The organism is Streptomyces sp. NPDC048521, assembly GCF_043199855.1.
In the GTDB taxonomy this organism is placed as follows: domain Bacteria; phylum Actinomycetota; class Actinomycetes; order Streptomycetales; family Streptomycetaceae; genus Streptomyces.
In genome coordinates, this window is record NZ_JBICWR010000001.1 from 50,658 (window position 1) to 76,284 (window position 25,627).

The window sequence follows — 25,627 nt, forward strand, 5'->3', positions numbered from 1 at the left end:
TCACTCCGTCTCGTGGTTGGTTGCTGTTCCCGCGACCATCAGCTGGCCGAGTGCCAATCCGCCGTCGTTCGGCGGGACCTCGCCGTGCCGCAGCACCGTGAACCCGTCCGCCGCGAGCAGCGCGGCGCACTCCTCCTCCAGCAGGGCGTTGGCGAAGACGCCTCCGGTGAGGGCGACGGCCGTCAGTCCGGTGGCCGCGCGGGCCCGCCGGCAGATCTCGGCCACGGCCCGTGCGACGCCACGGTGGAAGCGGGCCGCGAGTACGGGGGCGGGGACATGGCGGCGCCGGTCCGCGAGCAGCGCCTGCAGCATCGGCGTGGGACTGCACACGAGGCTGCCCGCACCGCCGAGACCGAAGGGGTACGCCACCGCGTCCGCGTCCCTGGCCTCCGTCGCCGCCGCCTCCAGCTCCATCGCGGCCTGCGCCTCGTGTCCCGCGCGATGGCAGAGGCCCACGAGGGACGACACGGCATCGAAGAGCCGGCCCATGCTGGACGTCGGGACGCAGGCCACCTGTCGCTCCAACTGCCTGCGCAGCACGGCGCGTTCGGTGTCGGTGCACGCGACGACGCTCGGCACCTCAGGCTCCCACGGCAACCCGGCCGCCCACAGCCGGGCCAGCGCCAGCCGGCACGGGTTGGTCACCCCGGCGTCGCCGCCGGGCAGGGGGGCGGGGGTGAGGTGGGCGAACCGCCGGTAGCCGGTGTAGTCGGCGAGCAGGATCTCGCCGCCCCACACCGTACGGTCGTCGCCGTACCCGGTGCCGTCGAAGGCGACACCGATCACGGGCGTGCTGCCGTCGAGGCCGTGCTCGGCCATCGCGGCGGCGATGTGGGCGTGGTGGTGCTGGACCAGGGCCGGGGGTGCCAGGCCGAGTCGGGAGGCGCGGCTGCGGGCCCGGGCGGTCGAGTGGTAGCCGGGGTGCCGGTCGGCGGCCAGCAGCCGTGGGGTGACTCCGGTGAGGCGCGTGAGGTGCCGCTCGGCCCGCTCGGCGGCTTCCAGCGTGGCCAGGTCGCCCATGTCGCCGATGTGCGGCCCGAACCAGGCGTGGTCGCCCTCGCCCAGGCAGGGCACGTTCTTGAGGTCGCCGCCGACCGCGAGCGTGGGCCGGACCGGGATCGGCAGACGCAGCGGGCGGGGGACGTATCCGCGGGAGCGGCGCAGTACCTGTCCGGTGCCGTCGGGGCGGATCCGGAGCAGGGAGTCGTCGCAGGGCGAGGCGATGGGCCGGTCGTGGCGGAGCCAGGCGTCGGCCAGGCCGGCCAGCCGGGTGAGCGCCTCGGCGTCGTCGGTGACGATGGGCTCGCCGGAGCGGTTGCCGCTCGTCATGACCAGCACCCGGGGGCCTGGCGGATCGCCGGGCAGCCCGAAGAGGAGGGTGTGCAGCGGGGTGTAGGGCAGCATGACGCCGACGTGCGGGCTGCCCGGGCAGACCTGGGCGGCGAGCGGGGGGCCGGACGCCGGTGTGCGGCGGCGCAGCAGGACGATGGGGCGGCGGGCGCTGGTGAGTGCGGCCCGTTCGGCGTCGGTGAGGACCGCGATCCCCTCGGCCGTGGGCAGGTCCGCGCACATCACCGCGAAGGCCTTGCCGCCCCGCTCCTTGCGGCCGCGCAGGGTGGTGACGGCCCGGGCGTCGGTGGCGTCGCAGGCCAGGTGGTAGCCGCCGACGCCCTTGACGGCGACGATCCGTCCGGCGGCGAGCAGGGCCCGGGCCGTGGCGAGGGCGTCCGCGTCGCGGGCCGGACGGACGCCGGTGCCGTCGGCCGGGACGAGGCTGAGCCGCGGGCCGCAGTCTGGGCAGGCGACGGGCTGGGCGTGGAAGCGCCGGTCGGCGGGATCGCCGTACTCCCTGGCGCAGGCGGGGCACATCGGGAACCCGGCCATGGTCGTGGCCGCCCGGTCGTACGGCATGCCGGTCGCGATGGTGAAGCGGGGGCCGCAGTGGGTGCAGGTGACGAAGGGGTGCCGGTGGCGGCGGTCGGCCGGATCGGACAGTTCGCGCAGGCAGTCGGCGCAGGTCGCGGTGTCGGGCGGGAGCTGGGTGCGTCCCGTGGCCCGCTCGGTGGAGCGGATGGTGAAGGGGCCGGTGTCGCCCGTGGCGGGGAGAACTTGCCCGGCGATGCCGGTCACGGCGGCCAGCGGCGGCGTTTCGCGAGCGAGCAGGTCGCAGAAGCGGTCCACCTCCTGCGCCGGGCCCTCGACCTCGATGAGCACGCCCTCGCCGGTGTTGCCGACGAATCCGGCGAGTGAGAGACCGGCGGCCAGGCGGTGCACGTGCGGGCGGAAACCGACGCCCTGCACGGTGCCGTGCACGGTGAGCCGGCGGCGGACCCGGCCGGTGGCGGGGGCGGTCATACGACGGGCGCGGACGTGGGGTGGTGATGGCCGTGCGGATGCGGGGCGAGCGGCGGCCGGTGCGGCGGTGCTCCGTCCCGGGCGGCCAGGGCGCGGTCCAGCAGGGTGCCGACGCCGACGCCGGTGCGGGCACAGGACCGGACGATCTCCACGCCCGGGTTCACCCGGTGCACGTTGGCCCGGAAGGCGGCCTCGTCGAAGCCGGCCGGCTCGGCGAGGTCGGTCTTGGTGATGACGACCAGGTGGGCGGAGCCGAAGGCGGTGGGGTACTTCAGCGGTTTGTCCTCGCCCTCGGTGACGGCCATCAGCACGATCCGCAGGGTCTCACCGAGGTCGTAGGCGGCCGGGCAGACGAGGTTGCCGACGTTCTCCACGAAGAGCACGGAGGTGTCCGGCGGCAGCCAGTCCGCCAGCCGGGCGCGGACCTGGCGGGCCTCCAGGTGGCAGAGGCCGTCGGTGAGGAGTTGCTGGACGGGGGCGCCGGACCGGGCCAGCCGGACGGCGTCGTTCTCGGTGGCCAGGTCCGCGGTCAGCGCGGCCACCGGCACACCGCGCTCCACCGCGCGGGCCAGGACCCGGCCGAGGAGTTCGGTCTTGCCGCTGCCGGGGCTGGACAGCAGGTTGACCACGGTCACGCCCTGCCGGGCGAGGTCGCCGCGCAGGTTCGCGGCCAGGTCGTCGTTCTTCGCCAGGACGGCCTGTCTGACGTCGGACCGGCACATGGGCGCTGCTCCTAGGATGCGGCGGTGGAGCCCGGGCCGCGTCGCGTACGGCCCGGGGTCTCACCGATCTTCGGCTCCCGCGGGCGCTGTGGCGGGCAGCGCAGCCGTGCGCGGGGTCCCGGATTCCACCGGGCGGCCCAACGGGGGTACGGGACCAGCGGGAGCGAGCAGGGCCGGGATCAGCGAGTGCAGCGCGTCCACGGCCCGGTCGACGGCTTCCCGAACCGGTGCGCTCAGGCCCGGCAGGATGTCGTCGTCGCTGCTCGGCAGGGCCTCGGGCTCGCAGGCCAGGACGAGTACCCGGGGCAGCGGCTCGTCCCCCAGATGTGCGGCCAGGGCCAGCACCTTCGCCGGGTCCATGCCGTGGGCCTCGGGCGGGACGGTGCCGTCGGGGGGTTCCGCTTCGATCAGGGAGAGGGTGCCGGGACGGTGGCCGCGCGGGGCCGCGTCGACCAGGACGGCGGTGGCGTAGCCGTCCAGCAGGTCGTAGGCGAGGTCCATGCCGCGGATGCCGTAGTCGTGCACCCGGACCTCGGGCGGCAGCGGGCGGTGCTCGAGGGCGCGGATCACCTCGGGGCCGAAGGCGTCGTCGGCGAGGAAGATGTTGCCGACGCCCGCGACCAGCAGGCGCGGCGTCAACGGAGGTCCCCGGCGGGTGCGGCGAGGGGCCGGGGTGAGCCGCTCGGCGTCTTGCGGACGAAGGCCGAGCGCAGGGCGTGGTAGGGGGCCTGGGGGTCGAAGAAGATGGCGTGCATGCGGGCCAGCTCGTCCTTCCGGTGATCGGCGAGGGGGCGTTCCCGTTCGTCCGACGCACGCGCGGCGGCCTTGGCGGCGATGCGCCGGTCCAGGTCCGGGTCGCCGGCGAGTCCGGCGGCCCGTCGCTCGATCTCGCCCATGAAGTCCTGCGGTGCGGCCGGTACGAGACGGTCCACGAGCCCGAGCCGTTCGCCGGTGGCCGCGCTGACCGGCAGGGCGTCGCCGGTCAGCCGCCGGGCGTGCTCCGGGCCGACGCGACGGGGCAGGGTGTAGGTCCACAACTCCGAGCCGTACAGGCCCATGCGCCGGTAGTGCGGGTTGAGGACGGCGCCGGTGCGGCACCAGACCTGGTCGGCGGCGAGGGCGAGCATGGCGCCGCCGGCGGCCGCGTTGCCGGCGAGCGCGGCCACCACCAGCCGGTCGGTGGTGCGCAGAACCGCCTCGACGAGGTCGTCCATGGCGTTGAGGTTGGTCCACGACTCCTCGGCCGGGTCGGGGGCCGCCTCGATGACGTTCAGGTGGATGCCGTTGGAGAAGAAGTCGCGGGCTCCCCCGAGCACGAGGACGCGGGTGGGGCGGGTGAGCGCGAACTCGTAGGCGGCGAGCAGCCGGCGGCACTGCTCGGTGCTCATCGCGCCGCCGGGAAAGGAGAAGGTCAGGAAGCCGACGTCGGCGCGCTGCCGGTAGCGGATGTCGGTCCAGGTGCGCCGGTCCGGGGGAAGTTCGAACGGGACGGGGGCTTCCGGCAGGCGCGGGGTACGCGCGCCCGTGCGGGCGGCGACGACGGAGGCGGCCGGGCGCCGGAAGGGGGCGGGGTCGCCGGAGTTCTTGCGGGGACGGAGTTCCGGGATCCAGACCGCGCCGTCCCGGGTGGCCCGGCAGACGGCTCCCGCACGCTGGGCCAGCAGCTCGCCGGGGCGGCCGCGCAGCCGGTCCTCGGGGTGCCCGCCGTGCAGGAAGACCTCCCGGTCCTCCAGTTCGTCCAGGACGCCCGGCTGGGAGTCGGCGCCGCGCAGCTTGCGCAGGACCGTCGCGGTGTCGTCGCGCTGCCAGTCGATGCGCCGCCGCTCCTGCCGGAAGGGATCGCGCCACACGACGCTGATCGACTCGTCGGTCTGCGGGAGGGGCTTGTGGGAGCCTTCGGCATAGCGTCGTACGGCGGTCAGGACGGCGGTCACCGCGGCGTCGGAGGCCTCGTTGCGGTAGAGGTCGCTCTTGCCGACGGGGGGCACGACAAACGGCTCGGCCGCCCAGATCGCGCCCGCGTCCATCGCCCCCTCCGCCTGGAGCACGGTCACGCCCCAGCGGGGTGCCTGCTCGGCGATGGCCCAGTCCAGTGAGGACGGGCCGCGGTCACCGGGCGGTCCCGGGTGCACGATCAGGCAGGTGTGCTCCCGCCACACGTCCTCGGGCAGGGCCGTCTTGAGCATCGGCGCGACGACCAGTTCCGGCCGCAGCTCGCGCACGGCGGCCCGGACCGGTTCGGGGCCGTGCGAGGCGAGTACGACGTCCACACGGTGCCCGTGGTCCGACAGTTCGGCGTACAGGCGCTGGGAGAGGCTGTTGAACGCACTGGCGACGAGCAGAATGTCCATGACACGGCATGTTCGTCCCTGTACGGGGCGACGTGAAGAACCGCGGCGGCGTTTCGTCCGCCCAGGACAGGTCTCTTCCTCCATCCGGATCGCATTCCGCAGGTCCGGGAAGGCCCGGGCCCGCTCGTCCGCGTGCGCTTCCAGCAGGGCCCCGGCGATCGCGCCGAGCGTGCGCCGGCCGGCGTGCTCGGCACGCATCTCGGCGTTCGGCGTTCTTGCGCCGGCCGGCGTGCTCGCATCTCGGCGTTCTCGAGCGCGGCCGGCAGCGGCAGTGCCGCAGCGGTCGCGGCCTCGCCCGCGAGCAGCAGCAGTTCGGGCTGCCGCGGTGGACGGGATCCTTGAGGTCGTGGCCGAGCCTTGCCGCCGCGGCGGCCGGTGCGTCGGCCGCCGTCCGGGGCGTCCTGCGACGGCTCGGGCGAGGCGGGCGGTCAGGCGGCGAGGGCCCTGCCCGGTCCGAGCCGGTCGAGGAGCTGCTCGTGGTGGAGTCCCGTCACGGGGGCGAGGAGGTCGGGGTGGCGCAGCAGGGCGGCGGCGTGCCGGTCACCGTCGTCGGGGTCGATCAGCCGCCGGAACTCGACGGCGCCGCCCGCGGCGTGCTCGCCGTCGGCGAGTGCGTCGACGGCCAGTCCGGCCAGCTCGGGGTCGGTCAGCAGACCCGCCGCCCAGCTGGCCACGACCTCGTCCACCCAGGTGCGCCAGGCCCACTCCTCGGCCGGCTCGTCACCGACCGGCTCGGCTCCGGTGATCCAGTCGAGGCGGGCCGTGCCTCCGGGCCCCGCCATGGTGACCAGGGCCGCGTCGATCTCGGTCGGGTACCGCAGCCACGCGGCGACGGTCACGGCCTGCCGCGCCTGCACCTCGCACAGGGCGGAGGCCAGCGCGCCACCGCACGGCGGGTAGGCGACCGTCAGCCAGCGCGCCGTCGCGGCGATGAGGGGGGACAGATCAGTGAGCACAGCCGGGCCGTCCGAGGTGCGAGGGGTACAGGGCTCCACGCAACCGTAGCCCGGCACACGGCCGGTCGGGGAGGGAGTGCGAACCAGGTCATATGTGGCCTGCCCCACGTTCCCCCGACCCCCGCCCCACGTTCCCTGCCGACCCCCGCCCCATGTCCCCGCCCCATGTACCCGCGAGCCCCGTTCCTCGCCGGCCCCACCTCATGTCCCCCGCCAACCCGCCGGGGCCGCGGGCAGCCGCGGCATCCCGGCCCCCGGCCGGCCCCGGCCCCCAGGCCGCCGGTCGTGTGTCGCCCCCTCGCCCCGGGGAACTCGGTCCGCGCCCGGGGCAGGGCCGGGCACGCACCGGGGAGGGTCTGGGAGGTCTCATGACGACGGACGCCGCACGCTACGACGACCAGGGCGAAGTCCCGCTGGGGGGTTACGCCGCCCTCGCTTCCGTGTTCGGGGCGAGCGTCGGCGCCTTCGCGCTGCTGGCCCGGCACCGGGGCGTACGGCTGCCGCAGGAGGTGCCGCCGTGGGACGTGGCACTGCTGGGCGCGGCGACGTACAAGACGTCGCGGCTGCTGGCCAGGGACAAGATCACCAGCTTTGTCCGGGCGCCGTTCACGCGCCGCGCGGGCGACGGCGAGGCGAGCGAGGTCATGGACGAGCCCCGGGGCAGCGGGGTCCGGCGGGCGGTCGGTGACCTGGTGTCCTGTCCGTTCTGCATCGCGGCCTGGGCCGCCGGGGCCCTGGTGTGCTCCTACGCGACGGCGCCCCGGTTCACGCGGCTGGTCTGCGGCGGCCTCGGCGCACTGACGGTGGCGGACTGGCTGCAGTACGCCTGGACGTGGACCCAGCAGACGACCGAGAGCTGAGCCGGTCGGCGGCGACGGCGGGCTGCGCGTCCATGGCCGCGGTCGGCTCGACGTCCGGCACACCCTCGGCCCGGGACCGCGCCGAGGCCGGCCGCGGGCCGGTGCCCTCCAGCCGGTCGGCATCGTCGGCGGACCAGGCGGCGGCCGGGGCGGCACGGGGGGTCGGCCACGGGGTACTCGGTGCACGCGTCGAGAGGACATCCTGACGAAGGGACCGGCCTCATGCATCACGACGAGATGATCGGAAAGGTGCAGGCGCTCGCCCAGCTGCCCGACCGGGGTTCCGCCGAGCGGGCCGCGCACGCGGTCGTGTCCACCCTGTCGGAACGGCTGCCGGCCGGGCTGGCCAGGCATGTCGCCGCCCAGCTGCCGCCCGACATGGCGGCGGCGATGCGGGAGGCGGCGGACGCGTCCGGTGCCGACTCCGGCACGGCGGCCGAGCGGTTCGGCCTGACGGCCTTCGCCGGACGCATCGCCGACCGGGCGGGCACCGACGAGGACACGGCGCTGCGAGACGCCGCCGCCGTGCTGGAGGTGCTGGACGCCGCCCTCGCCCCGGAACTGACCGAGCGGGTGGCCGGCGCGCTGCCCGCGGACATCCGCGAGCTGCTGCCGGTGGCCCGCGCGACCGAGAACACCGGGGAGGCCGGCTGAGCGCCGGGGGTACGGGCACGTTCCGGACGGCGCGGACCGGCACGGCGTGACCGTGCTCCGCGTTGCTGGTTCAATTCGTGTGCAAGCGCTCACCCGGGGGCAGACGTAGCACTGACGCCCCCACCCCGAAAAGGTGCTCCATGGCCTTCTTCGCCCTCTCGCGGCATCACCCGCTGCTCCTGCTGTCCGCCACCGATCTCGCCGCGGAATGCGAGCGGTTGACGGACGAGAACGAGCAGTTGCAGCGGGCCGTGTCCTCGCACGCCGTCATCGACCAGGCCATCGGAGCCGTCGTCGTCCTCGGGCGGATAGCCCCGGAAGAGGCGTGGCGGGCGCTGCGGGACGTCTCCCAGCACACCAACACCAAACTGCGCACGGTCGCCGAGCACATCCTCGACTACGCGCAGGGCGGCACGCTGCCCGAACCGGAGCGGATCGAACTCGGCAAGGCCGTCACCCGCTACCGCCGGTGCGCCGCCCGCGAGGAGGGCGCGCGGCCGGGTCAGTGACGGCCCGCCCCGGAGCGGCGGCGTCGGCGGGGACGCGCGTGCCGGGAGGTCGGGGGCCGGACGACCCACCGGTCCTCGACCTGGTCCAGTCCGTACAGCAGGATGCTGAGGACGGGAAGCAGCAGAACCGCGATGGTGATCACTGGAGGTTCCCCCTCCGTGCGACGACTCCTTCCGGGTGCCCGACCCGGCCCCGCCCACCCTCGGCCTCTGTGAAGTTCCTGTGACCGCCCGCTTGCCGCCTTGCGGGGGTACCGGGTCGTGAGCCGCCGGTTCGCACGCCGCCCGTGCCGGAACGTGCCGCCGCGATTCGCCGTCCGATGGGAGCGTGCGCGGGCGCGTTGTGCGGGCCGCTCCCCCGGCTTGCGCTTACCGTTCTGTGGATGTGACCGACCGTCAGGAACGGGACGGAGAGCAGGCGGGAGCAGTGGTGGGCGATGCGCGTCGGCGGGCGGCCGGGCCGGGAGGCGGACGCCGGACGGGGCGCGCGGTGCTGGGCAGCCGGCCGGCGTACTCCGTGCGCCTCCCGGCCTCCCGCCGCCCCGAACCGAAGGCGGCGGCGGCCGAGCGGACGCTGCCGTGGCTGCGGATCGGCGCGGCCTACGCCTGGCGGCTCATCCTCGTCGGCATCGTCGTCTACGGCGTCTTCAGCGTCCTCGGCAGCTTCCAGCTCATCGCGGTCGCCCTGTTCCTCGCGCTGGTCGTGACGTCCGTGCTGCGGCCACTGGCCGATCAGCTGGACCGGGTGCTGCCGAGGCCGCTGAGCGTGGCCGTGGCCCTGGTGGGCAGCCTGCTGCTTCTGCTGGCCCTGCTCGCGCTGGTGGGCAACGCGGTGGCGGGTGAGTGGGCCCGGTTGGTGGGTGACTTCCGCGGCGGTGTGCACCGCATCGAGGAGTGGCTGCAACGGCCGCCGTTCCGGCTCGGTCCCGGCAGGCTCTCCCATCTGCAGGACCAGGTGACGCGTTATGTCTCCGCGCACCGGTCGGCTCTGCTCAGCAGTGCGGTCAGCGAGTTCGGCCGGGTGGTCGAGCTGGTCACGGGCGGCGTGCTCGCGCTGTTCGCCTCGGTGTTCTTCATCCATTCCGGCGACCGCCTGTGGGACTGGACGCGCGACCGGCTGCTGCCGAGCGGTGCCCGCCCGGCCTGGGACCGGGTGGGACGCGTGGCCTGGCGGACCTTCGCCGGGTACACGCGCGGCATCATCATCGTGGCCGCCACCAACGCCGTGCTGGTCGGTGTGGTCCTGCTCGTGCTGCGGGTGCCGCTCGCCCTGCCGCTGACCCTGCTGGAGTTCTTCGCGACGTTCGTACCGCTGGTGGGCTCGCCGGTGGCGCTCGGGGTCGCCACGATCGTCGCGCTCGCCGGGCGCGGGCCGCTCACGGCCCTGGCCGTGCTGGCGCTCATCGTCGTGATCGGCCAGCTGGAGGGGCACGTGCTGCATCCGCTGGTGCTGAGCTGGGCGGTACGGCTGCATCCGCTCGTGGTCGCGGTGTCCGTCATCGCGGGCAGCATCCTCGCGGGGGTGATCGGCGCGGTGGTGGCGGTCCCGCTCGTCTCGGTGGCCTGGGCGGTGCTGAGCGCCCTGCGCCCGGCACCGCCATGACGGATCGACGTCCCTCGACCTCCGACGACCGTCCACTGAACGGCACTTACGTCGACCCGAACACGGGACCACCTGTTCCCTCGAACAGGTGGTCGTCGTTCACCAGGTCGCCGGAAAGCGGCGCCGTCTCCTCGTCCCAAGGAGGCGGCGCCGCCGTGCGGATGTCGGGCGCGTAGGCTCGATCATGGTGGACTGGGAGATCCGACGGGCTTCGGCGGCGGACGTCGAGGCGGTGGCCCAGTTGCGGGCCGTGGTGCTGCGGGCCGATCTGGAGCGGCTCGGGCGGTACGACGAGCACCGGGTCCGGCAACGGCTGCGGGACGGCTTCGCGCCGGCGCACACCTGGGTGATCGAGGCGGGCGGCGCGTTCGCCGGCTGCGTCTCGCTGCGGCCGGCCGAGGACGCCCACTGGCTGGAACACTTCTACCTGGCCCGGCACCTGCAGGGCGGCGGCATCGGCGCGGCCGTACTGCGCGGGCTTCTCGAGCAGTGCGACCGCGACGGCACCCCGGTCCGGCTGAACGTGCTGCAGGGCAGCCCGGCCCGGCGGCTGTACGAGCGGCACGGGTTCACCCTCGAGACCGAGGACCCGGTGGACGTGTTCATGGTCCGCGAGCCGGCCGTTCCCGCCGGGGTGCCGGACGCGCCGTAGCGGGCGGTGCCGAGCGGTGACATCTCCGGGCCGTCGGCGTCCGCGGTGTCGCCGAGACCGAGGCGCGGGTGCCCGATGTGGTGGACGGCCTGGTCGAGCAGTCCGGCGACATGCCCGTCGTACAGGGCGTGGGCCAACGGCCCTGACGGCGGCCGACGACCGGTCCGAGGTTGGGCAGCAGGTCGCTGGGCCGGGGCGTGGTCCCGGTTGCCGGTGGCACCCGGGGCGGTGTGTGACGCGGGCGGCGGCATGGGGCGGTGTCCTGGGTGGCACCCGGGTCGGCGTGCGTGGGATACGAGTGACATGGCAGGCGGTGCGGCGTGATCTGGCCGCCGCGGTGAACGGGGTGCGCAGGGCGTGTGCGGGGCCCTGCCGGGAGCGGGACCTGACCGTCCAGGCGGTGAAGGCGGCGCTGGCCGCGTGGGTGGCCTGGGCGGTGGCGGGCTGGTGGCTGCACGCGCCGGTGGCGTTCGTCGCGCCGTGGGTGGCGGTGGTGCTGGTGGAGTCGACCGTGTACCGGTCGATCGCGCACGGCCTCCAGCAGCTGGGGGCGATCGCGGCCGGCACGATCGCGGCCACGGCGGTCGGGCTGCTGCTGCACGACACGGTCCTCGCGATGGCGGTGGTGCTGCCCCTGGCGATGCTGCTCGGTCAGTGGGGGCGCCTCGGCAGCCAGGGCATCTACGCGGCCACCGGCGCCCTGTTCGTCCTGACCAACGGGTCCGTCAGCGTCGCCACCTCCGCGGCCCGGCTCGCCGAGGCGCTGTTCGGCGCGGTGGTCGGCATCACCGTCAACGCGCTGGTGCGACCGCCGCTGTATCTGCGCGACAGCCGCACCGTGCTGCGGGACGCCACCGAGGAGGCCCACGACATCCTGCGGGACGTGGCGGACGGGCTGGCCGAGGGACGCTGGGACGCCGAGGAGGCCGACGCCTGGCACGGGCGGGCCCTGCGGCTGCACCGGCTCGTGGAGCAGGCCCGCTCGACGGTCCAGTGGACCCGGGAGAGCCTGCGCGCGAACCTGCGCCGCCGCACCGGCACCGCACCGCCGGTCGGCAAGGAGTACGACGACGCGGTCGTCGTCCTGGACTACGCGGCCGTACACACCGCGGGGGTGACCCGGACGGTGCTGGAGGCCGCCGCCGACGACCGCCCGGCGCCCCGACCGCACCCCCAACTCGCCCGCCGCTACGCGCAGTTCCTGTGCCAGACCGCCCGCGCACTGCGGCTCTACAGCCACAGCCGGTTCGCCGACGAGTGCGACGACGCACTGCACGAGGCCGTGGCGGAGCTGCGCGGCACGCTGCAGGACCTGCGCCGGGACCTGGCCGGGTCCACGACGGACGACCCCGACGAGGTCGCCACCTACGGCGCGCTGCTCGCGCAGGCCCACCGGCTGGCCGACCAGTTGGTCACCTCGGAAACCTGACCGCGCCCGGTCACGAGACGGCCTCCGGTCAGGAGACGGTGGTGCTGGCGAGGACGTCGTGGAGGTCGGCGGTGAGCGTCGGGTCGGAGGTGCCGGTGGTGAGCCCGAGCAGGAAGGAGGTGCGCTCCGCGTGGATGGTCACCAGGGTCATCTCCAGGCGCGTGCCGTCGCCGTCGCCCTCGATGCGCAGGACGGCGGTGTGCGCCGGCCGGCCGTCCACGACGGCGGCGTGCGACTCCTCCAGGGTGGCGGGCCGGTCGGGGAAGAAGAACTCGGCGTTGGACCGGGCGGCGGCTTCCGTCACCCGGCGCAGGTCGGCGCGGGCCACGGTCTGCCCCGCCCGGCCCGTGAGCACGGTGCCACCCGCGGACGTGGACGCGCCGTGCGCCTTGCTGGTGATCTGCGAGGAGAACGCGTCGATCAGCCCCTTGTCCTCGGCCGGATCGTGCGTCCAGCCCTCCGGGACACCGTAGGAGAGGCCGGCCCGGGTGTCCGTGACCCGGGGGCGGCCTGCGAGCGGACCGGAGTCCCCGCCGCGCGTCCACACGAAGGCCGCCACCGCGGTTGCGCCGACGAGGAGCAGCGCCACGAGGCCGGCCACCGGGCCGCGGCGCGACCGGGGAGGCGCGGGCCGCGGTGCGGGGTAGGGGTGGGGCGGGTGGGTCATCGGCGAAGGCGTTGTCATGCCCTCAGCCTTGACGATCTTCGGAGTGCGGCACCTGAGTAGCCGTACTCATCCGGCCGTGCGTCGTGTCCCTACGTCGGGCCTGGTTCCCGTACTCCGAACACGGCCGGGCCCACGGTGAGGATGCCGTCGGTCAGCGGACGGCAGCGGACTCCTCCGCCGCCGCGCAGCGCGCGTTGCGCGCCGGGGCCGAGGGTGGTGTTCATCCAGGCGCAGGGCCGGGCCGCGGTGCGTACCGCGAGTTCGACCGGCCCGGTGCCGCAGTCGAGGAAGACGGTCGCGCCGATGTAGGCGTCGATGTCGATGCCGCGCAGCAGGACGTTGCGCCGGGTTCGCAGCAGGTCCGCCTCGTGCGGCCCTTGCCGCGGTATGCGTTCGGTCGCCATGAGGGTGATCGACGCGTTGCGGTGGGCGGGGTGGTTGAAGTACCGGTCGCCGACGATGCCGAGACCCGCGCGCACCTCGGCCGTCGTCACCAGTTCCTCGCGCGGCAGCTCGGGCATGCCGTCGGCCGGCCGGCCCGCGAGCCGGTGCACCGGGGAGACCAGCAGCTGAAGTATTTCCACGTGTATGTCGACGTGCGGCACGTGTCGAGCCTAACCAGCGCAGCGCATCGGCGTCAGCCGCAGGGGCCCGGGGCGCCGCCGCGCCGACACGGGTGCCGACATCGGAGCCGGGTGCGGGCTGGTGCTGCTGGAGCTGACGGTCCTGACGGTCGTCTTCGCGCTCTGGCTCCCGTCCGGGTTTCACCAGGACCCGGGCACGACGGTGGAGGCCGACTCCCCGTGGGGCTACCTGGCCGCCGCGGGAGGAGTCGGTGCGCTCGCCCTCGTGGCGGCCGTGGCCGCCGCCCGCGCCGGCGCGTTCGTGACGGTCGTCGGAAGCCTGGCCGAGTGACCTCAGCCGGAGCCCTGCTCGGCGCGACGCACGCGCTGTTCGACGAGGTGGAGGTGGACCGGGGTCAGCCGGTGGCGAAGTCCCGCAGCTGGGACTCCGAGCCGTTGAACCGGTCGTGGTCCCCGACCGTCTTCCCGGTGGAGGTGTACTGCCACATCGTGTACGTCGACCAGCCCGACGGGAGTGTTCCTGCCGTGGCGGCATAGCGGGCGATCCACAGCGGGTTGGTCGCGCCGAAACCGGCGTGGTCGCCGGTGCACTGGGTCCACCAGCTGGTGGCCGTGTAGATGACAGCGTCGCGGCCGGTGCGGGACTTGTAGCGGTCCAGGAAGTCGCGGATCCAGCCGACCATCTGGCTCTTGGTCTTGCCGTAGCAGGCGTCCCCGTAAGGGTTCCACTCGATGTCGAGGACACCGGGCAGCGTCTTGCCGTCCTTGGACCAGCCGCCGCCGTGATCCACGAAGTAGTCGGCCTGTGCGGCGCCGCCGGTGGTGTCCGGGGTGGCGAAGTGGTATGCGCCGCGGATCATGCCGACGTCGTACGAGCCGTCGTACTGCTGGGCGAAGTAGGGGTTGGTGTAGTAAGTCCCCTCCGTGCCCTTGGTGTAGGCCCACCTCGTGCCGCTGCTCCACAGCGTCGGCCAGTCGACGTCGCCCTGGTGGCTGGAGACGTCCACGCCTTCGGTCTGGGTCACGCGGCTGCCGGTGACCGGGGCGTCGGACCCGGTGCCGTCCCCGTCGTGGGCGAGGACGCCCATGCCCATGTAGGCGCTGCCCCGCTCGGGCGTGTCCGGGGCCGACGCGGGCAGGGCCGCCGGTGTGGACAGGGAGAGGATGAGGCCGGTCAGGGCGGCCGTGACGGCCGGGCGTGAGCGGCTGCGGTGAAGGCGTATGGAAGGTCGCACGGAATCCATCTGACCCGCGGTCGGGCGGCACCGCACTCCGGGTACCGCCCAACGAAGCCATGTGGGGCCGGGTTTGGGCCATACGGGTGGCTCGTGACCGGCCGGGGGGGACGCCCAGGGCGCCTCCGCCGGCCGGCCCCCTCCGGTCAGCCGTCGATGCGGTGCAGGCTCCAGAAGGAGGTGAGGTCCGTGCTCGTGGCGGCCTGGGCCGCCGCCTTGAACTCGGCCGTGGTCGACACGCCGTACCAGTGCGCGCTCGCGTAGTCCTTCAGCAGTTTGGTCATGGCGGTGTCGCCGATGAGGCGCCGCAGGTCGTGCAGGGCGCACTTGCCGTACCCGTAGACGACGGTGGAGTAGCGCGAGGAGTGGGCGTCCCAGTAGGCCATCGAGTTGGTGATCTTCTCGGCACTGGAGGCCCAGGAGACGCTGCTCCAGCAGTTGCTGCCGGTCTTGCCGAGGGCGAGGTCGGTGGCGTAGTCGGTGAACGACTCGTCCAGCCAGGGGCTGGTGTACTCGTCGTCGCCGACGATGCCGTACCACCACTGGTGAGCGATCTCGTGGGTGAGCGCGGTGGTGCTGACCACGTCCAGGACGAACCCGGGATACTCCATGCCGCCGAACCAGTAGTTGTTGTCGATGACCGCGTCCAGCTCGCCGTACGGGTAGGCACCGAACCGGGACGCGTGGGCGTCCACGGCGGTCCTGGCGGTGCTCAGCATCGACTGGGCGCTGGAGGAGCTGATGCCCGAGACGGAGTAGACGTTGACCGGGACGCCGGCGGCCGAGCTGCCGGAGATCTTGGTGAAGGGGCCGGCCGCCCAGGCGAAGTCACGGACCTTGGTGGCGGTGGCCGTGGTGACCGTACGCCCGCTGGAGCCGGGGGTGTCGGTGGAGGTGCCGGTGGCCGGGACCAGCAGGGTGCTGGGGTGATCGAGGGTCACCTTGAAGTCGGCGGCCAGGGAGTAGAACGACTCGCCGTTGTCGGTGTACGGGTCCAGGTGCCAGCCGGCGCTGTCGCGGACCGCGAGGACGGGCAGGGCGTTGCCGATGAAGCTGAACGCGCCGTCGTGTCCGAAGCGGTCGGCGCCGCTGGGCACGGTGATGCCGAGGTCGAATCCGACGGTGGCGCTCCGGCCCTGGGCCAGCGGGGACGGCAGGTCGATCTTCAGGGCGGTGCAGGCCACGGAGAGGGCGCCGGCGGTGCCGCCGGTGACGTTGCCGACCTTGATCGGCATCGCGTCGCAGCTGCCGTGGTAGTTGTCCCACAGCCGCAGGTAGACCTCGCTGAGCGCGGTGGCGGACGCGTTGGTGAAGGTGACGCTCTCGTGGCCGTTCCAGACGGTGCCGCTCGTGTCGCTGCTGAGGCTGACGGTGTACGAGGGCGTCGCCGGGGTGCGGGTGGAGTCGGCCGGTGGTGGCGTGCTGCCGCCGGAGGTGTCGAGGGCGATGTCGTCGAGGACGAAGCTCGTCGCGAGGCTGGAGTCCTCGGTGCCGGTGAAGGACAGGTCCACCGTCCGGCCGGCGAACGAGGACACGTCGATCGACTTCTGGACGTAGCCGCTGTTCTTGTTCAGGTTCGAGTAGGTGGCCAGCGTCGTACTGCCGAGCTTGGCCGTCAGCTTGTCGTACGCGGTGGACGAGGTCGTCTCGGCGGTGTCGATGTGCAGCCAGTAGGTCAGGGTCGCGGTGCTGCACCCGGACGGGATCGTGACGCTCTGGGTGAGGGTGTCGGTGCGGGTGCTGCCCGCTCCGTCCAGCCAGGCGTAGGAGCTGCCGCCGTGCGCGGTCTGTCCGGAGCGGTTGGTGATCACGGTGGGCGAGGACGCCGTCCAGGGTGATGTGCCGTTCTCGAAGCCGCCGTTGGTGACCGTCTGGGCCGGGGTGCAGGCGGCGGGGGCCGCGGCCGGGCGGGCGGCGGCGGGGGTGCCGGGGAGTACGAGCGCGGCCACCGCGGCAACGGTGAGCGCACCGGCGCCGAGGGCCTTGTGGGGGGTCGGTCTCACACGCTACTCCTTTTGCGGCGGCCGGGGTCCCGGCCTGCTCGAGGGCCGCCCGGTCGGCTGGGGTGCGCCGGGGCGGCTGCGGACGGGGCTTGCGCGTTCGTCGTGCCGAGGTGCCTGCCGCGCCCTCATGGGTCAGGGCGACGACTGCCGAAAGAGTGGCAGATCTGACCAGTACATGCCAGACCGAGACGTGGGGCGTCCGCCCGGACGGTGCGGTCGGCGCCGCCCGCCGTCCGGGCGGGCGGCGCCGGATGAGGATCAGGCTCAGGCGGTGCGCAGCGTCATGAGGACGGCCCGCAGACGGGTGTCGTCCGGGCCCGCCCAGCCGGTGGCGACATGGCCGAGGGCCCCCTGGGGCGGCAGCGGCGGGTTCTCGGCCGTGGGGCTGAGCACGCGGTGGACGTGGAGGACCGCGCCGTGCGGTGTGGGCACGCGCGTGCCGTCCCGGTCGTCGGCCGGCTCGGGCGTGAAGACGCCGGGGGTGAAGGGCGCTCCCGCGTACGAGCGGGTCACCTCGTGGTCGGGGGTGTCGGTGATGCTCTGGGCCATGGCCTGTGCCGTGCCCCCGATCAGCGACAGCAACGCGGTGACCAGCACCGGGTCGTGGCAGCCGTCGTAGACCCAGCGCTTGCCCAGCACCCCGTGCTCCGCCGTGCCGATGAGCGCGTGCCCGGCCCCCTCCAGCGGGGCCCCGCGGTAGGTGAGCGGTACCAGGTAGGCCGTCCGTTCGGCGCTCGCCGTGTCGGTGGCCACCATGAACTCGATACCGACCTCGCCCTCGGGGTCGTCCAGCCGGAAACCACCGGACTTCGCCGGTACCGGGGCGGCGGCACCCCGGTACCAGGGGCGGGTGGGCAGCCAGTCGGTGAGCAGTTCGAGCTTGGTGGGTTTGAGGGTGGTGTGGTGGATGACGGCCATGCCGGTGGTTGCCTCCCGTTGCGCGGACACGGACCCTCCTCAGCCTTCCACACCCTCCCCGCCGGTCGGCGCCGGGCCCCAACGCGGCGGAGAGGTCGGGTGGTTCGCCACACACGACGCCGGGGCGGGCGCCGGCTCCACGCCCTGGCGTCATCCGGGTCCGGTCAGTGGGCCGCGCGGGCGTGCCTGTGCTCGAAGCCGGTGAAGGCGGCCTCCTGACGCCACTCGAGGCGTGCCTTGGGGCTGTTCGCGAGGAGGTGCCGGCAGGCCGCGCGGCGCACGGGCAGCTCGGGGTGTTCACCGCGGCAGGCCTGGACCGGGTGGTAGCCCGCGGTGGTGGGGTTGCCCTGCCAGAGGCTCGCGCCGGGCAGGAAGCCGTACTCCAGCGAGGCGCGGGCCAGGTCCTTCAGCTCGGGGTAGCGCAGGCCGTAGGTTGCGGCCGCGTACCGGTACTCGTGGCTGATGTCGGTCCGGGACACACCGGGGTCGTCGGTGGACAGGACGACCGGGACGCCGTAGCGGCGGTAGGTGGGGAACGGGTGGTCGGCGCCCTTGACGCCGAGGATCTGGGCGTTGCTGGAGAAGGGCACCTCGACGGCCACCTGGCGGGCGGCCATGGTGCGTGCGGTGCGCTGCCAGCCCTCCTCGTGGACGAGGTCGACACCGTGTCCGACGCGCTCGGTGCGGGCGACGTCGACGGCCTCCTTGATGTGGAATCGCAGGTCCTCGGGCTTGACCAGTCCGGGCCACAACTCGCCCGCGTGCAGGGTGACGTGGGCCTTCGGGTACTGGGTGCGCAGATACCCGACCATGCGCATCTGCAGGCTGTAGTCGCGCAGGGAGCTGTCCCAGTCCTCGGGCTGGACGAGGTCGACGGCGACGAAGCGCGGGTCGGCCTCGGCCAGTCGCATGCCGAGGGCGAGCTGGGTGAAGACCCGCTCCGGCGCACTGCCCCGGGAGGCCTGGGAGATCCAGCGGACTACGAGCCCGCAGCCGGGCCGGGCCTGCGGTGTGCCGCAGCGCTCGGTGGCACGGAACTCGGCGTCGCCCTCGTCGGCCTCCGAGCGGGCGTCGGCGACGAGCTTGTCCAGTCTGCCGCCCGCGAGCAGCCTGCGGTGCAGGGCGGCGAGGTCGTCGTCCCAGCCGACCTGGTCCGCGAGCGTCTTGGCGCCGTCGGAGGCGGGGGTGACCATCGTCTCCAGGTAGGACTGGTTGTTGCGTACGGCGGTGTCGGCGACCTCGGCGAGCAGCTTGCCCCGGTGCCGCCAGGTGACCTCGCCGAACTTGCCGAAGGCGGCGAAGAAGTGGTCGTGGCCGTTCCGGTCCGGCGGGAAGTCCTGCATGGACCAGGCGCGGAGGATCGCGTCGTGGAAGGCGCGGTCGGTGCGCGCGTCGGCGGCGGGTCGGGTGCCGGCGCCGCAGGGCGGGGTGACCGCGGTCAGCGTCGCGGTGTCGACGCACAGCCTGTCCTCGGCGGCCAGCTCCATCAGGTACTCCGTGGACACCGCGCCGGAGAGGTGGTTGTGCAGGTCCCCGCCCTTGGGCAGCTGCCGGAAGAAGTCGCGCAGGGCGGCGGGCCGGTCGTGCACGGACCGGAGGTAGGCGTCGGTGCGCGCTTCCGCGGCCGTGACCTGCCGCGGCGGCGGCACGGCGTGCCGGGTGGCGCCGTCCGCGGGCTGCGCGGCGGCGGGCAGGGCGGACAGCAGGGACAGGACGCTGAGGGCGCCGAGCGCGGCGGGAACGACGCGGCGGCGTACGGCGTTTCGAGGTTGCAGACTCACAGGGGCATGATCACGGAAGGATCACGGTCGCGGGGTTGCGCCGGGCGGGCGGCGCCCGGAGAGCACCCGACCGGGTGACGTGCCGGTCGGGCCGGCGGGGCGCCGGAGGCTCTCCTGGACGCCCTGCCCCTCGCTGTGCCGGTCGCCCCGCGGCCGCGCAGCCCGGGCAGTCGGCGACCCCGGGGGTCACTCCCCGGAGCCGCGCCCGGCCGCTCAGCCCTCCGTGCCGTCCCCCTCCAGCGGGCCGTCCCCCTCCAGCGCGCCGTCCGCAATCCAGGAGCCGTGGATGCCGGCCGTCACCCGCCGACACGAGGTGGCATGCGGGACGCTCGCGCGGGTATTCGCGCTGCGACTTCGTAGATCGGCGACTCACCAGGGAGGCGGAACGCATGCTGATGGCACACCCCGCAGTACTGAAGGACCTCATCGCCCAGTACGAGGCCCTGACGTTGCTCGGGGCCGAGGAGAGCACCCCGCAGGCACGGCAGCGGCTCGCGGACATCTCCTACACGCTGTGCGTGGCCACCGGCACCAAGGACGTCGACATGGCCCTGATCGCCGCCCGGCACCGCCTCTCCGGGGCCCGCCCGGAGGACGATTCCCTGCTCCAGGCGGCCGCTTCGGCGGAACCGGTGTCCGGAGTGTGACGGGGATCGGCGCACCGGCCGGCCGAGGGACCGGCCGGTGCGCCGATCCCCGTGAAGCAGCCCGCGTCCCGGGCCGGTCGACCGCGGACTCCCCCTGAAGTCGTTGCCTCCCGCTTCTGGTCGGCGAGACCTACCGGACGGTATACAGACCCAGTCGAACGCGCGAGGGCCGCTCTCCGGTGCCGCCCGTGCGCGATGTACCGGCCTCAGGGGGAGGACCATGGCGAACGACACGCGTCCGGCGGGCGGGGCGAGAGGCCGGCGGCGGGCCGCCGTACTGGGAGCGGCGCTGGGCGGATGCGCCCTCGTCGCCGCCTCCACGACTCCGGCGGCCGCGCACTCCGGCGGACACGGCCGCGACGTCTCCTACGTCGCCCTCGGCGACTCGTACACCTCGGGCCCCGGCATTCCGCGGCAGGTGGACGCCGACTGCGGCCGCTCCGACCACAACTACCCCTCCCTGGTGGCGGCGGCCCGGCAGGTGACCGGGTTCACCGACGTCAGCTGCGGCGGGGCCACGACCGCGCAGATGTGGCAGGCGCAGGGCACCCACGCCCCTCAACTCGACGCGCTACGGCGCGACACGGACCTGGTGACGTTGCAGATCGGCGGCAACGACGCCGGGTTCGGATCCATCATCGGCACCTGTGCCCGCCTGGCCTCCCAGGATCCGGCGGGCAACCCCTGCGAGCGCTCCTACCACGCCTCCGGCTACGACCAGTTGGCCCTCGCCGTCGTGCGGACCGCGCCGAAGGTCGACCGGGTGCTGCGCGCCGTGCACGCCCGGGCACCGCACGCACGGGTGATCGTCGTAGGCTATCCGGATCTGCTGCCCGACGACGGCAGCGGCTGCTACCCGCAGGTGCCGTTCGCTCAGCGGGACTTCGGCTACCTCCGCGACACCGAGAAGCGGCTGAACCTGATGCTGCGCCTGGTGGCGGGGGTGAACCGGGCCGAATACGTGGACACCTACGGCCCCACCGTCGGCCACGACATGTGCAAGGCGCCCGCGGACCGCTGGATCGAGCCGCTGCAGCCGGCCTCACCCGCGGCCCCGGCCCACCCCAACGCCAAGGGAGAGGCCGCCATGGCGCAGGCGGTGCTTGACCGGCTGGACTCGGGACGCGGACGCGGCTGAGCCGAGGTCGGCCGCCGGGACGGGCGGAACACGACGCGGCCGATCCGACGGCGGCCCCCGGAACCGTGGTACCGGGGGCCGCCGTTCGGTGCCGTCAGCCGCCGAGCGCGCCCAGCACCACGGCCTGGGCCTCCTCCTGTACCCGGGCGAGGTGGTCCGTGCCGAGGAAGGACTCGGCGTACACCTTGTAGACGTCCTCGGTGCCCGAGGGGCGGGCCGCGAACCAGGCGTTCTCGGTGCTGACCTTGATGCCGCCGATGGCGGCGCCGTTGCCGGGCGCCTCGGTGAGGACGGACGTGACCGCCTCTCCGGCGAGCGTGTCCGCGGTGACCTGGGCCGGCGACAACTTGGCGAGCAAGGCCTTCTGTTCCCGGGTGGCGGGCGCGTCGATGCGGGCGTAGGCGGGTTCGCCGAAGCGTGCGGTCAGCTCGGCGTAGTGCTCGGACGGCGTCCTGTCGGTGACCGCCGTGATCTCCGAGGCGAGCAGGGCCAGGATGATGCCGTCCTTGTCGGTGGTCCACACCGAGCCGTCCCGGCGCAGGAAGGACGCGCCGGCCGACTCCTCGCCGCCGAATCCCAGGGCGCCGTCGGCCAGTCCGTCCACGAACCACTTGAACCCGACGGGCACCTCGACCAGTCGGCGGCCGAGGTCGGCGGCCACGCGGTCGATCATCGTGGAGGAGACCAGCGTCTTGCCGATGCCCGCGTCGGCGGGCCACTGCTCGCGGTGCCGGTACAGGTAGGAGATGGCGACCGCGAGGTAGTGGTTGGGGTTCATCAGGCCGGCGTCCGGGGTGACGATGCCGTGCCGGTCCGCGTCGGCGTCGTTGCCGGTGGAGATGCGGAACCGGTCGCGCTGCTCGATGAGGGAGGCCATGGCGTACGGCGAGGAGCAGTCCATGCGGATCTGGCCGTCCCAGTCCAGTGTCATGAACCGCCAGGTCGGGTCGGCGTGCGGGTTGACCACCGTGAGGTCGATGCGGTGCTGTTCGGCGATCCGGCCCCAGTAGGCGACGGAGGCCCCGCCGAGCGGGTCGGCGCCGATGCGCACGCCGGCCGCCCGGACGGCGTCGAGGTCCAGCACGCTCGGCAGGTCGGTGACGTAGGTGCCGAGGAAGTCGTGGCGCTGGGTGGTGTCCGCGGCGAGCGCGCGGGCGTACGGCACCCGGCGTACGTCCTTCAGGCCGCCGGTGATGATCTGGTTGGCGCGGTCCTGGATCCAGGAGGTGGCGTCGGAGGCCGCCGGGCCGCCGCTCGGCGGGTTGTACTTGAAGCCGCCGTCGGCGGGCGGGTTGTGCGAGGGGGTGACGACCACGCCGTCCGCGAGGCCGGAGGTGCGGCCCCGGTTGTACGTGAGGATCGCGTGCGAGACGGCGGGGGTGGGCGTGTAGCCGTCCTCGCTGTCGATGAGCACCGTCACGTCGTTGGCGGCGAACACCTCCAGCGCGGTCACCTTCGCGGGCTCCGACAGGGCGTGGGTGTCGGCACCCAGGAAGAGGGGGCCGTCGGTGCCCTGGGCGGCGCGGTACTCGCAGATGGCCTGGCTGGTGGCGGCGATGTGGTCCTCGTTGAACGCGGTCGCCAGGGACGAACCCCGGTGTCCCGAGGTGCCGAACGCCACCCGCTGGCCGGGGTCGGCCGGGTCCGGGTGCAGCGCGTAGTACGCCGTGACCAGCCGGGCCACGTCGACAAGGTCCTCGGGACCGGCCGGCCGGCCGGCTCGCTCGTGCGGCATGAGTCCGTTCCTCCGCATCGGTGAAGTCGTTCGCTCACCGCCCATCTTTCCTCGTCAGGGGCCGGCCACGCGAGTGCGCCCCTCCGGTGGTGACCCACCGGGACCGGCCGCGTCCGCTGGTCCGGCGCACCACGGCACGGCAGGCCGCCGGGCCGCACTCCGGGTTACCGGTGTCCTCGCCCGCCGGCCTGCCGCACGCCTCGTGGCGCCGCGGGTCAGCCGATGTGGTAACTGTCGCCGTACACCTTCCAGTCGAGCGGGGTGTTCAGGTCGAGGTTGCCCTTGCGCAGGAAGACCCGCTGCGCGGTGTCGACGCGGCTGGTGTCGCTGTGCGCCTCCTCCTGCTTCATGGCCCACACCCGGGCGTCCAGGAAGGCGTTCAGGTACGTCGTCTCGTTGCCGCCCTGCGCCGGCGGCTTGGCGCTGCGCAGGGCGCGTCCCCGGATGTTGCGGAAGCTGGTCGGGTCGTCGCCGTCGCCGTGCATGACGATGGCGTCGTAGTAGATGAACTGGCCGAGGGCGCGCAGCCCGTCGGCCTTGCCCTGGGCGACCGAGGGGTTGAAGTAGACGCGGTCGCGTTCGTCGTTCTGGGCCTGCTGGAAGGCGGTGTCCTGGGCGGCCCTGCGCCAGTCCCTGGGGAAGTTCGGGTCGAGGCCCTCGTGCGAGTCGGTGCCGTCGACCCTGCGCAGGGCGGGCAGGTACGGGGCGAGGACGTTGCCGGGCCTGCGGTCGGTGTAGAGCTGGACCAGGTCGAGCATGTCACCGGTGCCGGAGCAGAAACCGATGATGCCGGCGGTGTAGCCGCGGCCGTCGCCGATGTCCTCGATGTACTTGTACTGGGCCTTCCAGTCGAGCGAGGAGTTCTCCGCGCTCGACACGAGCTGCATCGCTATCTCCTTCTTCGCCGGGTCGTCGAGGCCCGGCGCGGCCGCCGGCGTGGCGGCGGCGCGCTGGGTTCCGAGCAGGGCGCCGGTGGCGACGGCGCCGAGCGCGGCGACGACGGTCCGGCGGGAGAGGCGGGAGAGGCGGGCGGGGGTTGCTGTGTAGCGGTCTGCGTGCACCACAGGGACTCCAAGTCAGAGTGGGGGGTGGGGAGTTGGTCCGTACCGCACTGGTAGGAAAGTTTCCTATCAGATGCGGTGCGGGCCGGTAACCCGGCACGCGAGAAGTTCGTAGGATCGAACAGCTCCCGGCGAGCCCGCCCCCGGCGTCAGCGGTGCCGCGCCTTCTCCCGCTCCTGCTTCTCCCGCTCCTGCGTGAAGGCGTACAGCTCCTCGGAGGTGGTGATGAGTTCGCGCCGCTCCTGCCGCGAACCGACCATGGGCTGCGAGCCCTTGAGCGGCACCTGGGCGCTCTCGGGCAGGAAGGCGACGGTCAGCAGGCCGATGGCGCCGGCCAGCATCAGGTAGTAGGCGGGCATCAGGTCGTCGCCGGTGGCGGTGACCAGCGCGGCGGTGACCAATGGCGTGGTGCCGCCGAAGGCGGCCACGGCGAAGTTGAAGCCGATGCCCATGGCCGCGTAGCGCACGGCGGTCGGGAACAGGGCGGGCAGGGTGGCCGCGCTCGGTGCCGCGAAGCAGGCCAGCAGGGTGGACAGGACCAGCACCCCGAGGATCGGGGGCCAGGTGCCGTGCGCCTTGATCAGCAGGAAGGCCGGTACGGCGAGCACGATCATCGCGGCGGCGGCGACGGCGTAGAGCGGCCGCCGGCCGACGCGGTCGCTGAGCCGGCCGAGGAAGGTGATCAGCACGACGATCCACACCATCCCGACGAGGACCAGGAGGTCGGCGGAGCCGCTGGAGCGGTCCAGGGTCTCGGTCTGGTAGGTCGGCAGATAGCCGGTGACCATGTAGTTGGTGACGTTGTAGAGCAGCACCAGGCCCATGCAGACGAGCAGCGGCCGCCAGTGGTTCCGCACGATGTCCTTGAGCTCACTGCCCGCCGACTCCTGCGCGAGGCTCTTCTCGTGTTCGTCCAGTTGCTGCTGGAAGGCCGGCGACTCCTCCAGCTTGAGCCGCATGTAGAGGCCGATCACCCCGAGCGGCCCGGCGATCAGGAAGGGGACGCGCCAGCCCCAGGAGAGCATCTGATCGTCCGTCAGCGTCAGGTTCAGCACGGTGACCAGGGCCGAACCGAGGGCGTAGCCGACGAAGGTGCCGAAGTCGAGCCAGCTGGAGAGGAAGCCGCGCCTGCGGTCCGGCGAGTACTCGGCGACGAAGGTGGTCGCCCCGCCGTACTCGCCGCCGGTGGAGAAGCCCTGGACCATGCGGGCCAGCAGGAGCAGCACGGGCGCGGCGATGCCGATCGTGGCGTAGCCGGGGACGACGCCGATGGCGAAGGTGCCCACCGCCATCATGATCATGGTGGTGGCGAGCACCTTCTGCCGGCCGATCCGGTCGCCGAGCGGCCCGAACACCAGGCCGCCGAGGGGCCGTACGACGAAGGCGGCGGCGAAGGTCGCGAAGGAGGAGATGACCTGGGCGGCCGGGGAGGCGCCCGGGAAGAAGACCTTGCCGATGGTGGCGGCGAGGTAGCTGTAGACGCCGAAGTCGAACCACTCCATGCAGTTGCCGAGGGCGGAGGCCCCGACGGCTCGCCTGAGCAGCGGGGGCTCGATGACCTGGACGTCGTCCTTGCCGAAGGCCCGGCGGTTGCGGCGTAGCCTGCGGGTCAGTTCCGCACGGACCTGGCGCGGCAGCCGGGCGACGGCCCCGGGCACCCGCGGCCCGTCCCCGACGTGCTGTTCCCCCTCGGACGTCGCACCGCTCACGAGCGCCTCCGTTCTCTCGCTCCACCGATCACCGCCTGCCCCCAGGGCCGATTCAGAA

24 protein-coding genes are annotated in these 25,627 nt (G+C 73.7%); 9 read left to right on the plus strand and 15 right to left on the minus strand.

Annotated features, from left to right (window positions below; all coding sequences use genetic code 11):
• The 5 genes from hypF to ACGFRF_RS00280 form a co-directional block, all read right to left on the minus strand.
• Positions 1 to 2,355 (minus strand): carbamoyltransferase HypF, encoded by a 2,355-nt coding sequence (gene hypF, locus ACGFRF_RS00260; RefSeq protein WP_393735610.1) that lies wholly within the window; start codon positions 2,353 to 2,355, stop codon positions 1 to 3.
• Positions 2,352 to 3,077 (minus strand): hydrogenase nickel incorporation protein HypB, encoded by a 726-nt coding sequence (gene hypB / locus ACGFRF_RS00265; RefSeq protein ID WP_393735612.1) that lies wholly within the window; start codon positions 3,075 to 3,077, stop codon positions 2,352 to 2,354. The genes hypF and hypB overlap by 4 nt, the downstream gene beginning before the upstream one ends.
• A 60-nt stretch (positions 3,078 to 3,137) precedes the next feature.
• Positions 3,138 to 3,716, minus strand: a complete 579-nt coding sequence (locus tag ACGFRF_RS00270) for a hydrogenase maturation protease (protein ID WP_393735614.1) — start codon at positions 3,714 to 3,716, stop codon at positions 3,138 to 3,140.
• A complete protein-coding gene (locus ACGFRF_RS00275) occupies positions 3,713 to 5,428 on the minus strand; it encodes a hydrogenase maturation protein (RefSeq protein ID WP_393735616.1) in 1,716 nt (571 codons plus the stop codon). Before ACGFRF_RS00275 ends, ACGFRF_RS00270 begins: the two co-directional genes overlap by 4 nt.
• 428 nt (positions 5,429 to 5,856) lie before the next feature.
• Positions 5,857 to 6,384: a hypothetical protein gene (locus tag ACGFRF_RS00280; RefSeq protein ID WP_393735618.1), complete on the minus strand. Its 528-nt coding sequence runs from the start codon at positions 6,382 to 6,384 to the stop codon at positions 5,857 to 5,859.
• A gap of 368 nt (positions 6,385 to 6,752) precedes the next feature.
• Here ACGFRF_RS00280 and ACGFRF_RS00285 point away from each other — a divergent pair, with 368 nt between their 5' ends.
• The 3 genes from ACGFRF_RS00285 to ACGFRF_RS00295 all read left to right on the plus strand — a co-directional run bounded on the left by ACGFRF_RS00285 (position 6,753) and on the right by ACGFRF_RS00295 (position 8,407).
• On the plus strand, positions 6,753 to 7,244 hold the full coding sequence (locus ACGFRF_RS00285; protein ID WP_393735620.1) for a DUF1360 domain-containing protein: 492 nt from the start codon (positions 6,753 to 6,755) through the stop codon (positions 7,242 to 7,244).
• A gap of 222 nt (positions 7,245 to 7,466) precedes the next feature.
• Positions 7,467 to 7,898 (plus strand): DUF2267 domain-containing protein, encoded by a 432-nt coding sequence (locus ACGFRF_RS00290; protein ID WP_393735622.1) that lies wholly within the window; start codon positions 7,467 to 7,469, stop codon positions 7,896 to 7,898.
• A gap of 140 nt (positions 7,899 to 8,038) precedes the next feature.
• Entirely contained in the window at positions 8,039 to 8,407 is a 369-nt protein-coding gene (locus ACGFRF_RS00295) for an ANTAR domain-containing protein (RefSeq protein ID WP_393735624.1), read from the plus strand.
• On the opposite strand, the gene ACGFRF_RS00300 is transcribed toward ACGFRF_RS00295, so the two are convergent.
• A complete protein-coding gene (locus tag ACGFRF_RS00300; RefSeq protein ID WP_393735626.1) occupies positions 8,401 to 8,550 on the minus strand; it encodes a hypothetical protein in 150 nt (49 codons plus the stop codon). The two genes, ACGFRF_RS00295 and ACGFRF_RS00300, sit on opposite strands and share 7 nt — an antisense overlap.
• 242 nt (positions 8,551 to 8,792) lie before the next feature.
• Here ACGFRF_RS00300 and ACGFRF_RS00305 point away from each other — a divergent pair, with 242 nt between their 5' ends.
• The 3 genes from ACGFRF_RS00305 to ACGFRF_RS00315 all read left to right on the plus strand — a co-directional run bounded on the left by ACGFRF_RS00305 (position 8,793) and on the right by ACGFRF_RS00315 (position 12,091).
• Positions 8,793 to 10,010 carry an AI-2E family transporter gene (locus tag ACGFRF_RS00305; RefSeq protein WP_393735628.1) on the plus strand — a complete coding sequence of 406 codons (1,218 nt, stop codon included), beginning with the start codon at positions 8,793 to 8,795 and terminating at the stop codon, positions 10,008 to 10,010.
• 184 nt (positions 10,011 to 10,194) lie between these two features.
• On the plus strand, positions 10,195 to 10,662 hold the full coding sequence (locus ACGFRF_RS00310) for a GNAT family N-acetyltransferase (RefSeq protein WP_393735630.1): 468 nt from the start codon (positions 10,195 to 10,197) through the stop codon (positions 10,660 to 10,662).
• Between the two features lie 325 nt (positions 10,663 to 10,987).
• Positions 10,988 to 12,091 (plus strand): aromatic acid exporter family protein, encoded by a 1,104-nt coding sequence (locus tag ACGFRF_RS00315; RefSeq protein WP_393737074.1) that lies wholly within the window; start codon positions 10,988 to 10,990, stop codon positions 12,089 to 12,091.
• A gap of 28 nt (positions 12,092 to 12,119) precedes the next feature.
• On the opposite strand, the gene ACGFRF_RS00320 is transcribed toward ACGFRF_RS00315, so the two are convergent.
• Entirely contained in the window at positions 12,120 to 12,776 is a 657-nt protein-coding gene (locus tag ACGFRF_RS00320) for a hypothetical protein (RefSeq protein WP_393735632.1), read from the minus strand.
• 71 nt (positions 12,777 to 12,847) lie between these two features.
• Positions 12,848 to 13,363, minus strand: coding sequence for a molybdenum cofactor biosysynthesis protein (locus ACGFRF_RS00325; RefSeq protein ID WP_393735634.1), 516 nt, complete (start codon positions 13,361 to 13,363; stop codon positions 12,848 to 12,850).
• Between the two features lie 25 nt (positions 13,364 to 13,388).
• Between ACGFRF_RS00325 and ACGFRF_RS00330 the strand changes: the two genes are divergently transcribed.
• A complete protein-coding gene (locus ACGFRF_RS00330) occupies positions 13,389 to 13,673 on the plus strand; it encodes a DUF6234 family protein (RefSeq protein ID WP_393737075.1) in 285 nt (94 codons plus the stop codon).
• Positions 13,674 to 13,737: 64 nt separating this feature from the next.
• Here the strand turns inward: ACGFRF_RS00330 and ACGFRF_RS00335 are convergent, their stop codons facing one another.
• The 4 genes from ACGFRF_RS00335 to ACGFRF_RS00350 all read right to left on the minus strand — a co-directional run bounded on the left by ACGFRF_RS00335 (position 13,738) and on the right by ACGFRF_RS00350 (position 19,279).
• Positions 13,738 to 14,586: a lysozyme gene (locus ACGFRF_RS00335; RefSeq protein WP_393735636.1), complete on the minus strand. Its 849-nt coding sequence runs from the start codon at positions 14,584 to 14,586 to the stop codon at positions 13,738 to 13,740.
• 137 nt (positions 14,587 to 14,723) lie between these two features.
• Positions 14,724 to 16,580, minus strand: a complete 1,857-nt coding sequence (locus tag ACGFRF_RS00340; protein WP_393735638.1) for a M1 family aminopeptidase — start codon at positions 16,578 to 16,580, stop codon at positions 14,724 to 14,726.
• 264 nt (positions 16,581 to 16,844) lie between these two features.
• Positions 16,845 to 17,498: a 1,4-alpha-glucan branching protein gene (locus ACGFRF_RS00345; protein ID WP_393737076.1), complete on the minus strand. Its 654-nt coding sequence runs from the start codon at positions 17,496 to 17,498 to the stop codon at positions 16,845 to 16,847.
• Positions 17,499 to 17,662: 164 nt separating this feature from the next.
• A complete protein-coding gene (locus ACGFRF_RS00350) occupies positions 17,663 to 19,279 on the minus strand; it encodes an adenosine deaminase (RefSeq protein WP_393735640.1) in 1,617 nt (538 codons plus the stop codon).
• 389 nt (positions 19,280 to 19,668) lie between these two features.
• On the opposite strand from ACGFRF_RS00350, the gene ACGFRF_RS00355 reads away from it, so the two are divergent.
• Entirely contained in the window at positions 19,669 to 19,926 is a 258-nt protein-coding gene (locus tag ACGFRF_RS00355) for a DUF5133 domain-containing protein (RefSeq protein WP_393735642.1), read from the plus strand.
• A 220-nt stretch (positions 19,927 to 20,146) separates the two neighbouring features.
• Positions 20,147 to 21,064 (plus strand): SGNH/GDSL hydrolase family protein, encoded by a 918-nt coding sequence (locus ACGFRF_RS00360; protein WP_393735643.1) that lies wholly within the window; start codon positions 20,147 to 20,149, stop codon positions 21,062 to 21,064.
• A gap of 94 nt (positions 21,065 to 21,158) precedes the next feature.
• Here ACGFRF_RS00360 and pgm read toward each other — a convergent pair whose 3' ends face one another.
• The 3 genes from pgm to ACGFRF_RS00375 form a co-directional block, all read right to left on the minus strand.
• The gene (pgm, locus tag ACGFRF_RS00365; RefSeq protein WP_393735645.1) at positions 21,159 to 22,799 is read right to left on the minus strand and encodes a phosphoglucomutase (alpha-D-glucose-1,6-bisphosphate-dependent); all 1,641 of its coding nucleotides are present in this window, start codon (positions 22,797 to 22,799) and stop codon (positions 21,159 to 21,161) included.
• Positions 22,800 to 23,014: 215 nt separating this feature from the next.
• Complete coding sequence (locus ACGFRF_RS00370) at positions 23,015 to 23,863, minus strand: chitosanase (RefSeq protein WP_393735647.1); 849 nt, start codon at positions 23,861 to 23,863, stop codon at positions 23,015 to 23,017.
• A 146-nt stretch (positions 23,864 to 24,009) separates the two neighbouring features.
• Positions 24,010 to 25,518, minus strand: coding sequence for an MFS transporter (locus ACGFRF_RS00375; protein ID WP_393737077.1), 1,509 nt, complete (start codon positions 25,516 to 25,518; stop codon positions 24,010 to 24,012).
• Positions 25,519 to 25,627 lie beyond the last annotated feature (109 nt).

Excerpts from the sequence above, each read along its gene's own strand:
- ACGFRF_RS00295 (WP_393735624.1), top strand. The coding sequence starts at position 8,039 with ATGGCCTTCTTCGCCCTCTCGCGGCATCACCCGCTGCTCCTGCTGTCC.
- ACGFRF_RS00320 (WP_393735632.1), bottom strand. The coding sequence starts at position 12,776 with ATGACAACGCCTTCGCCGATGACCCACCCGCCCCACCCCTACCCCGCA.
- pgm (WP_393735645.1), bottom strand. The coding sequence starts at position 22,799 with ATGCCGCACGAGCGAGCCGGCCGGCCGGCCGGTCCCGAGGACCTTGTC.
- ACGFRF_RS00285 (WP_393735620.1), top strand. The coding sequence starts at position 6,753 with ATGACGACGGACGCCGCACGCTACGACGACCAGGGCGAAGTCCCGCTG.
- ACGFRF_RS00345 (WP_393737076.1), bottom strand. The coding sequence starts at position 17,498 with ATGGCCGTCATCCACCACACCACCCTCAAACCCACCAAGCTCGAACTG.
- ACGFRF_RS00275 (WP_393735616.1), bottom strand. The coding sequence starts at position 5,428 with ATGGACATTCTGCTCGTCGCCAGTGCGTTCAACAGCCTCTCCCAGCGC.
- ACGFRF_RS00290 (WP_393735622.1), top strand. The coding sequence starts at position 7,467 with ATGCATCACGACGAGATGATCGGAAAGGTGCAGGCGCTCGCCCAGCTG.
- ACGFRF_RS00335 (WP_393735636.1), bottom strand. The coding sequence starts at position 14,586 with ATGGATTCCGTGCGACCTTCCATACGCCTTCACCGCAGCCGCTCACGC.
- hypB (WP_393735612.1), bottom strand. The coding sequence starts at position 3,077 with ATGTGCCGGTCCGACGTCAGACAGGCCGTCCTGGCGAAGAACGACGAC.
- ACGFRF_RS00310 (WP_393735630.1), top strand. The coding sequence starts at position 10,195 with ATGGTGGACTGGGAGATCCGACGGGCTTCGGCGGCGGACGTCGAGGCG.
- hypF (WP_393735610.1), bottom strand. The coding sequence starts at position 2,355 with ATGACCGCCCCCGCCACCGGCCGGGTCCGCCGCCGGCTCACCGTGCAC.
- ACGFRF_RS00355 (WP_393735642.1), top strand. The coding sequence starts at position 19,669 with ATGCTGATGGCACACCCCGCAGTACTGAAGGACCTCATCGCCCAGTAC.
- ACGFRF_RS00360 (WP_393735643.1), top strand. The coding sequence starts at position 20,147 with ATGGCGAACGACACGCGTCCGGCGGGCGGGGCGAGAGGCCGGCGGCGG.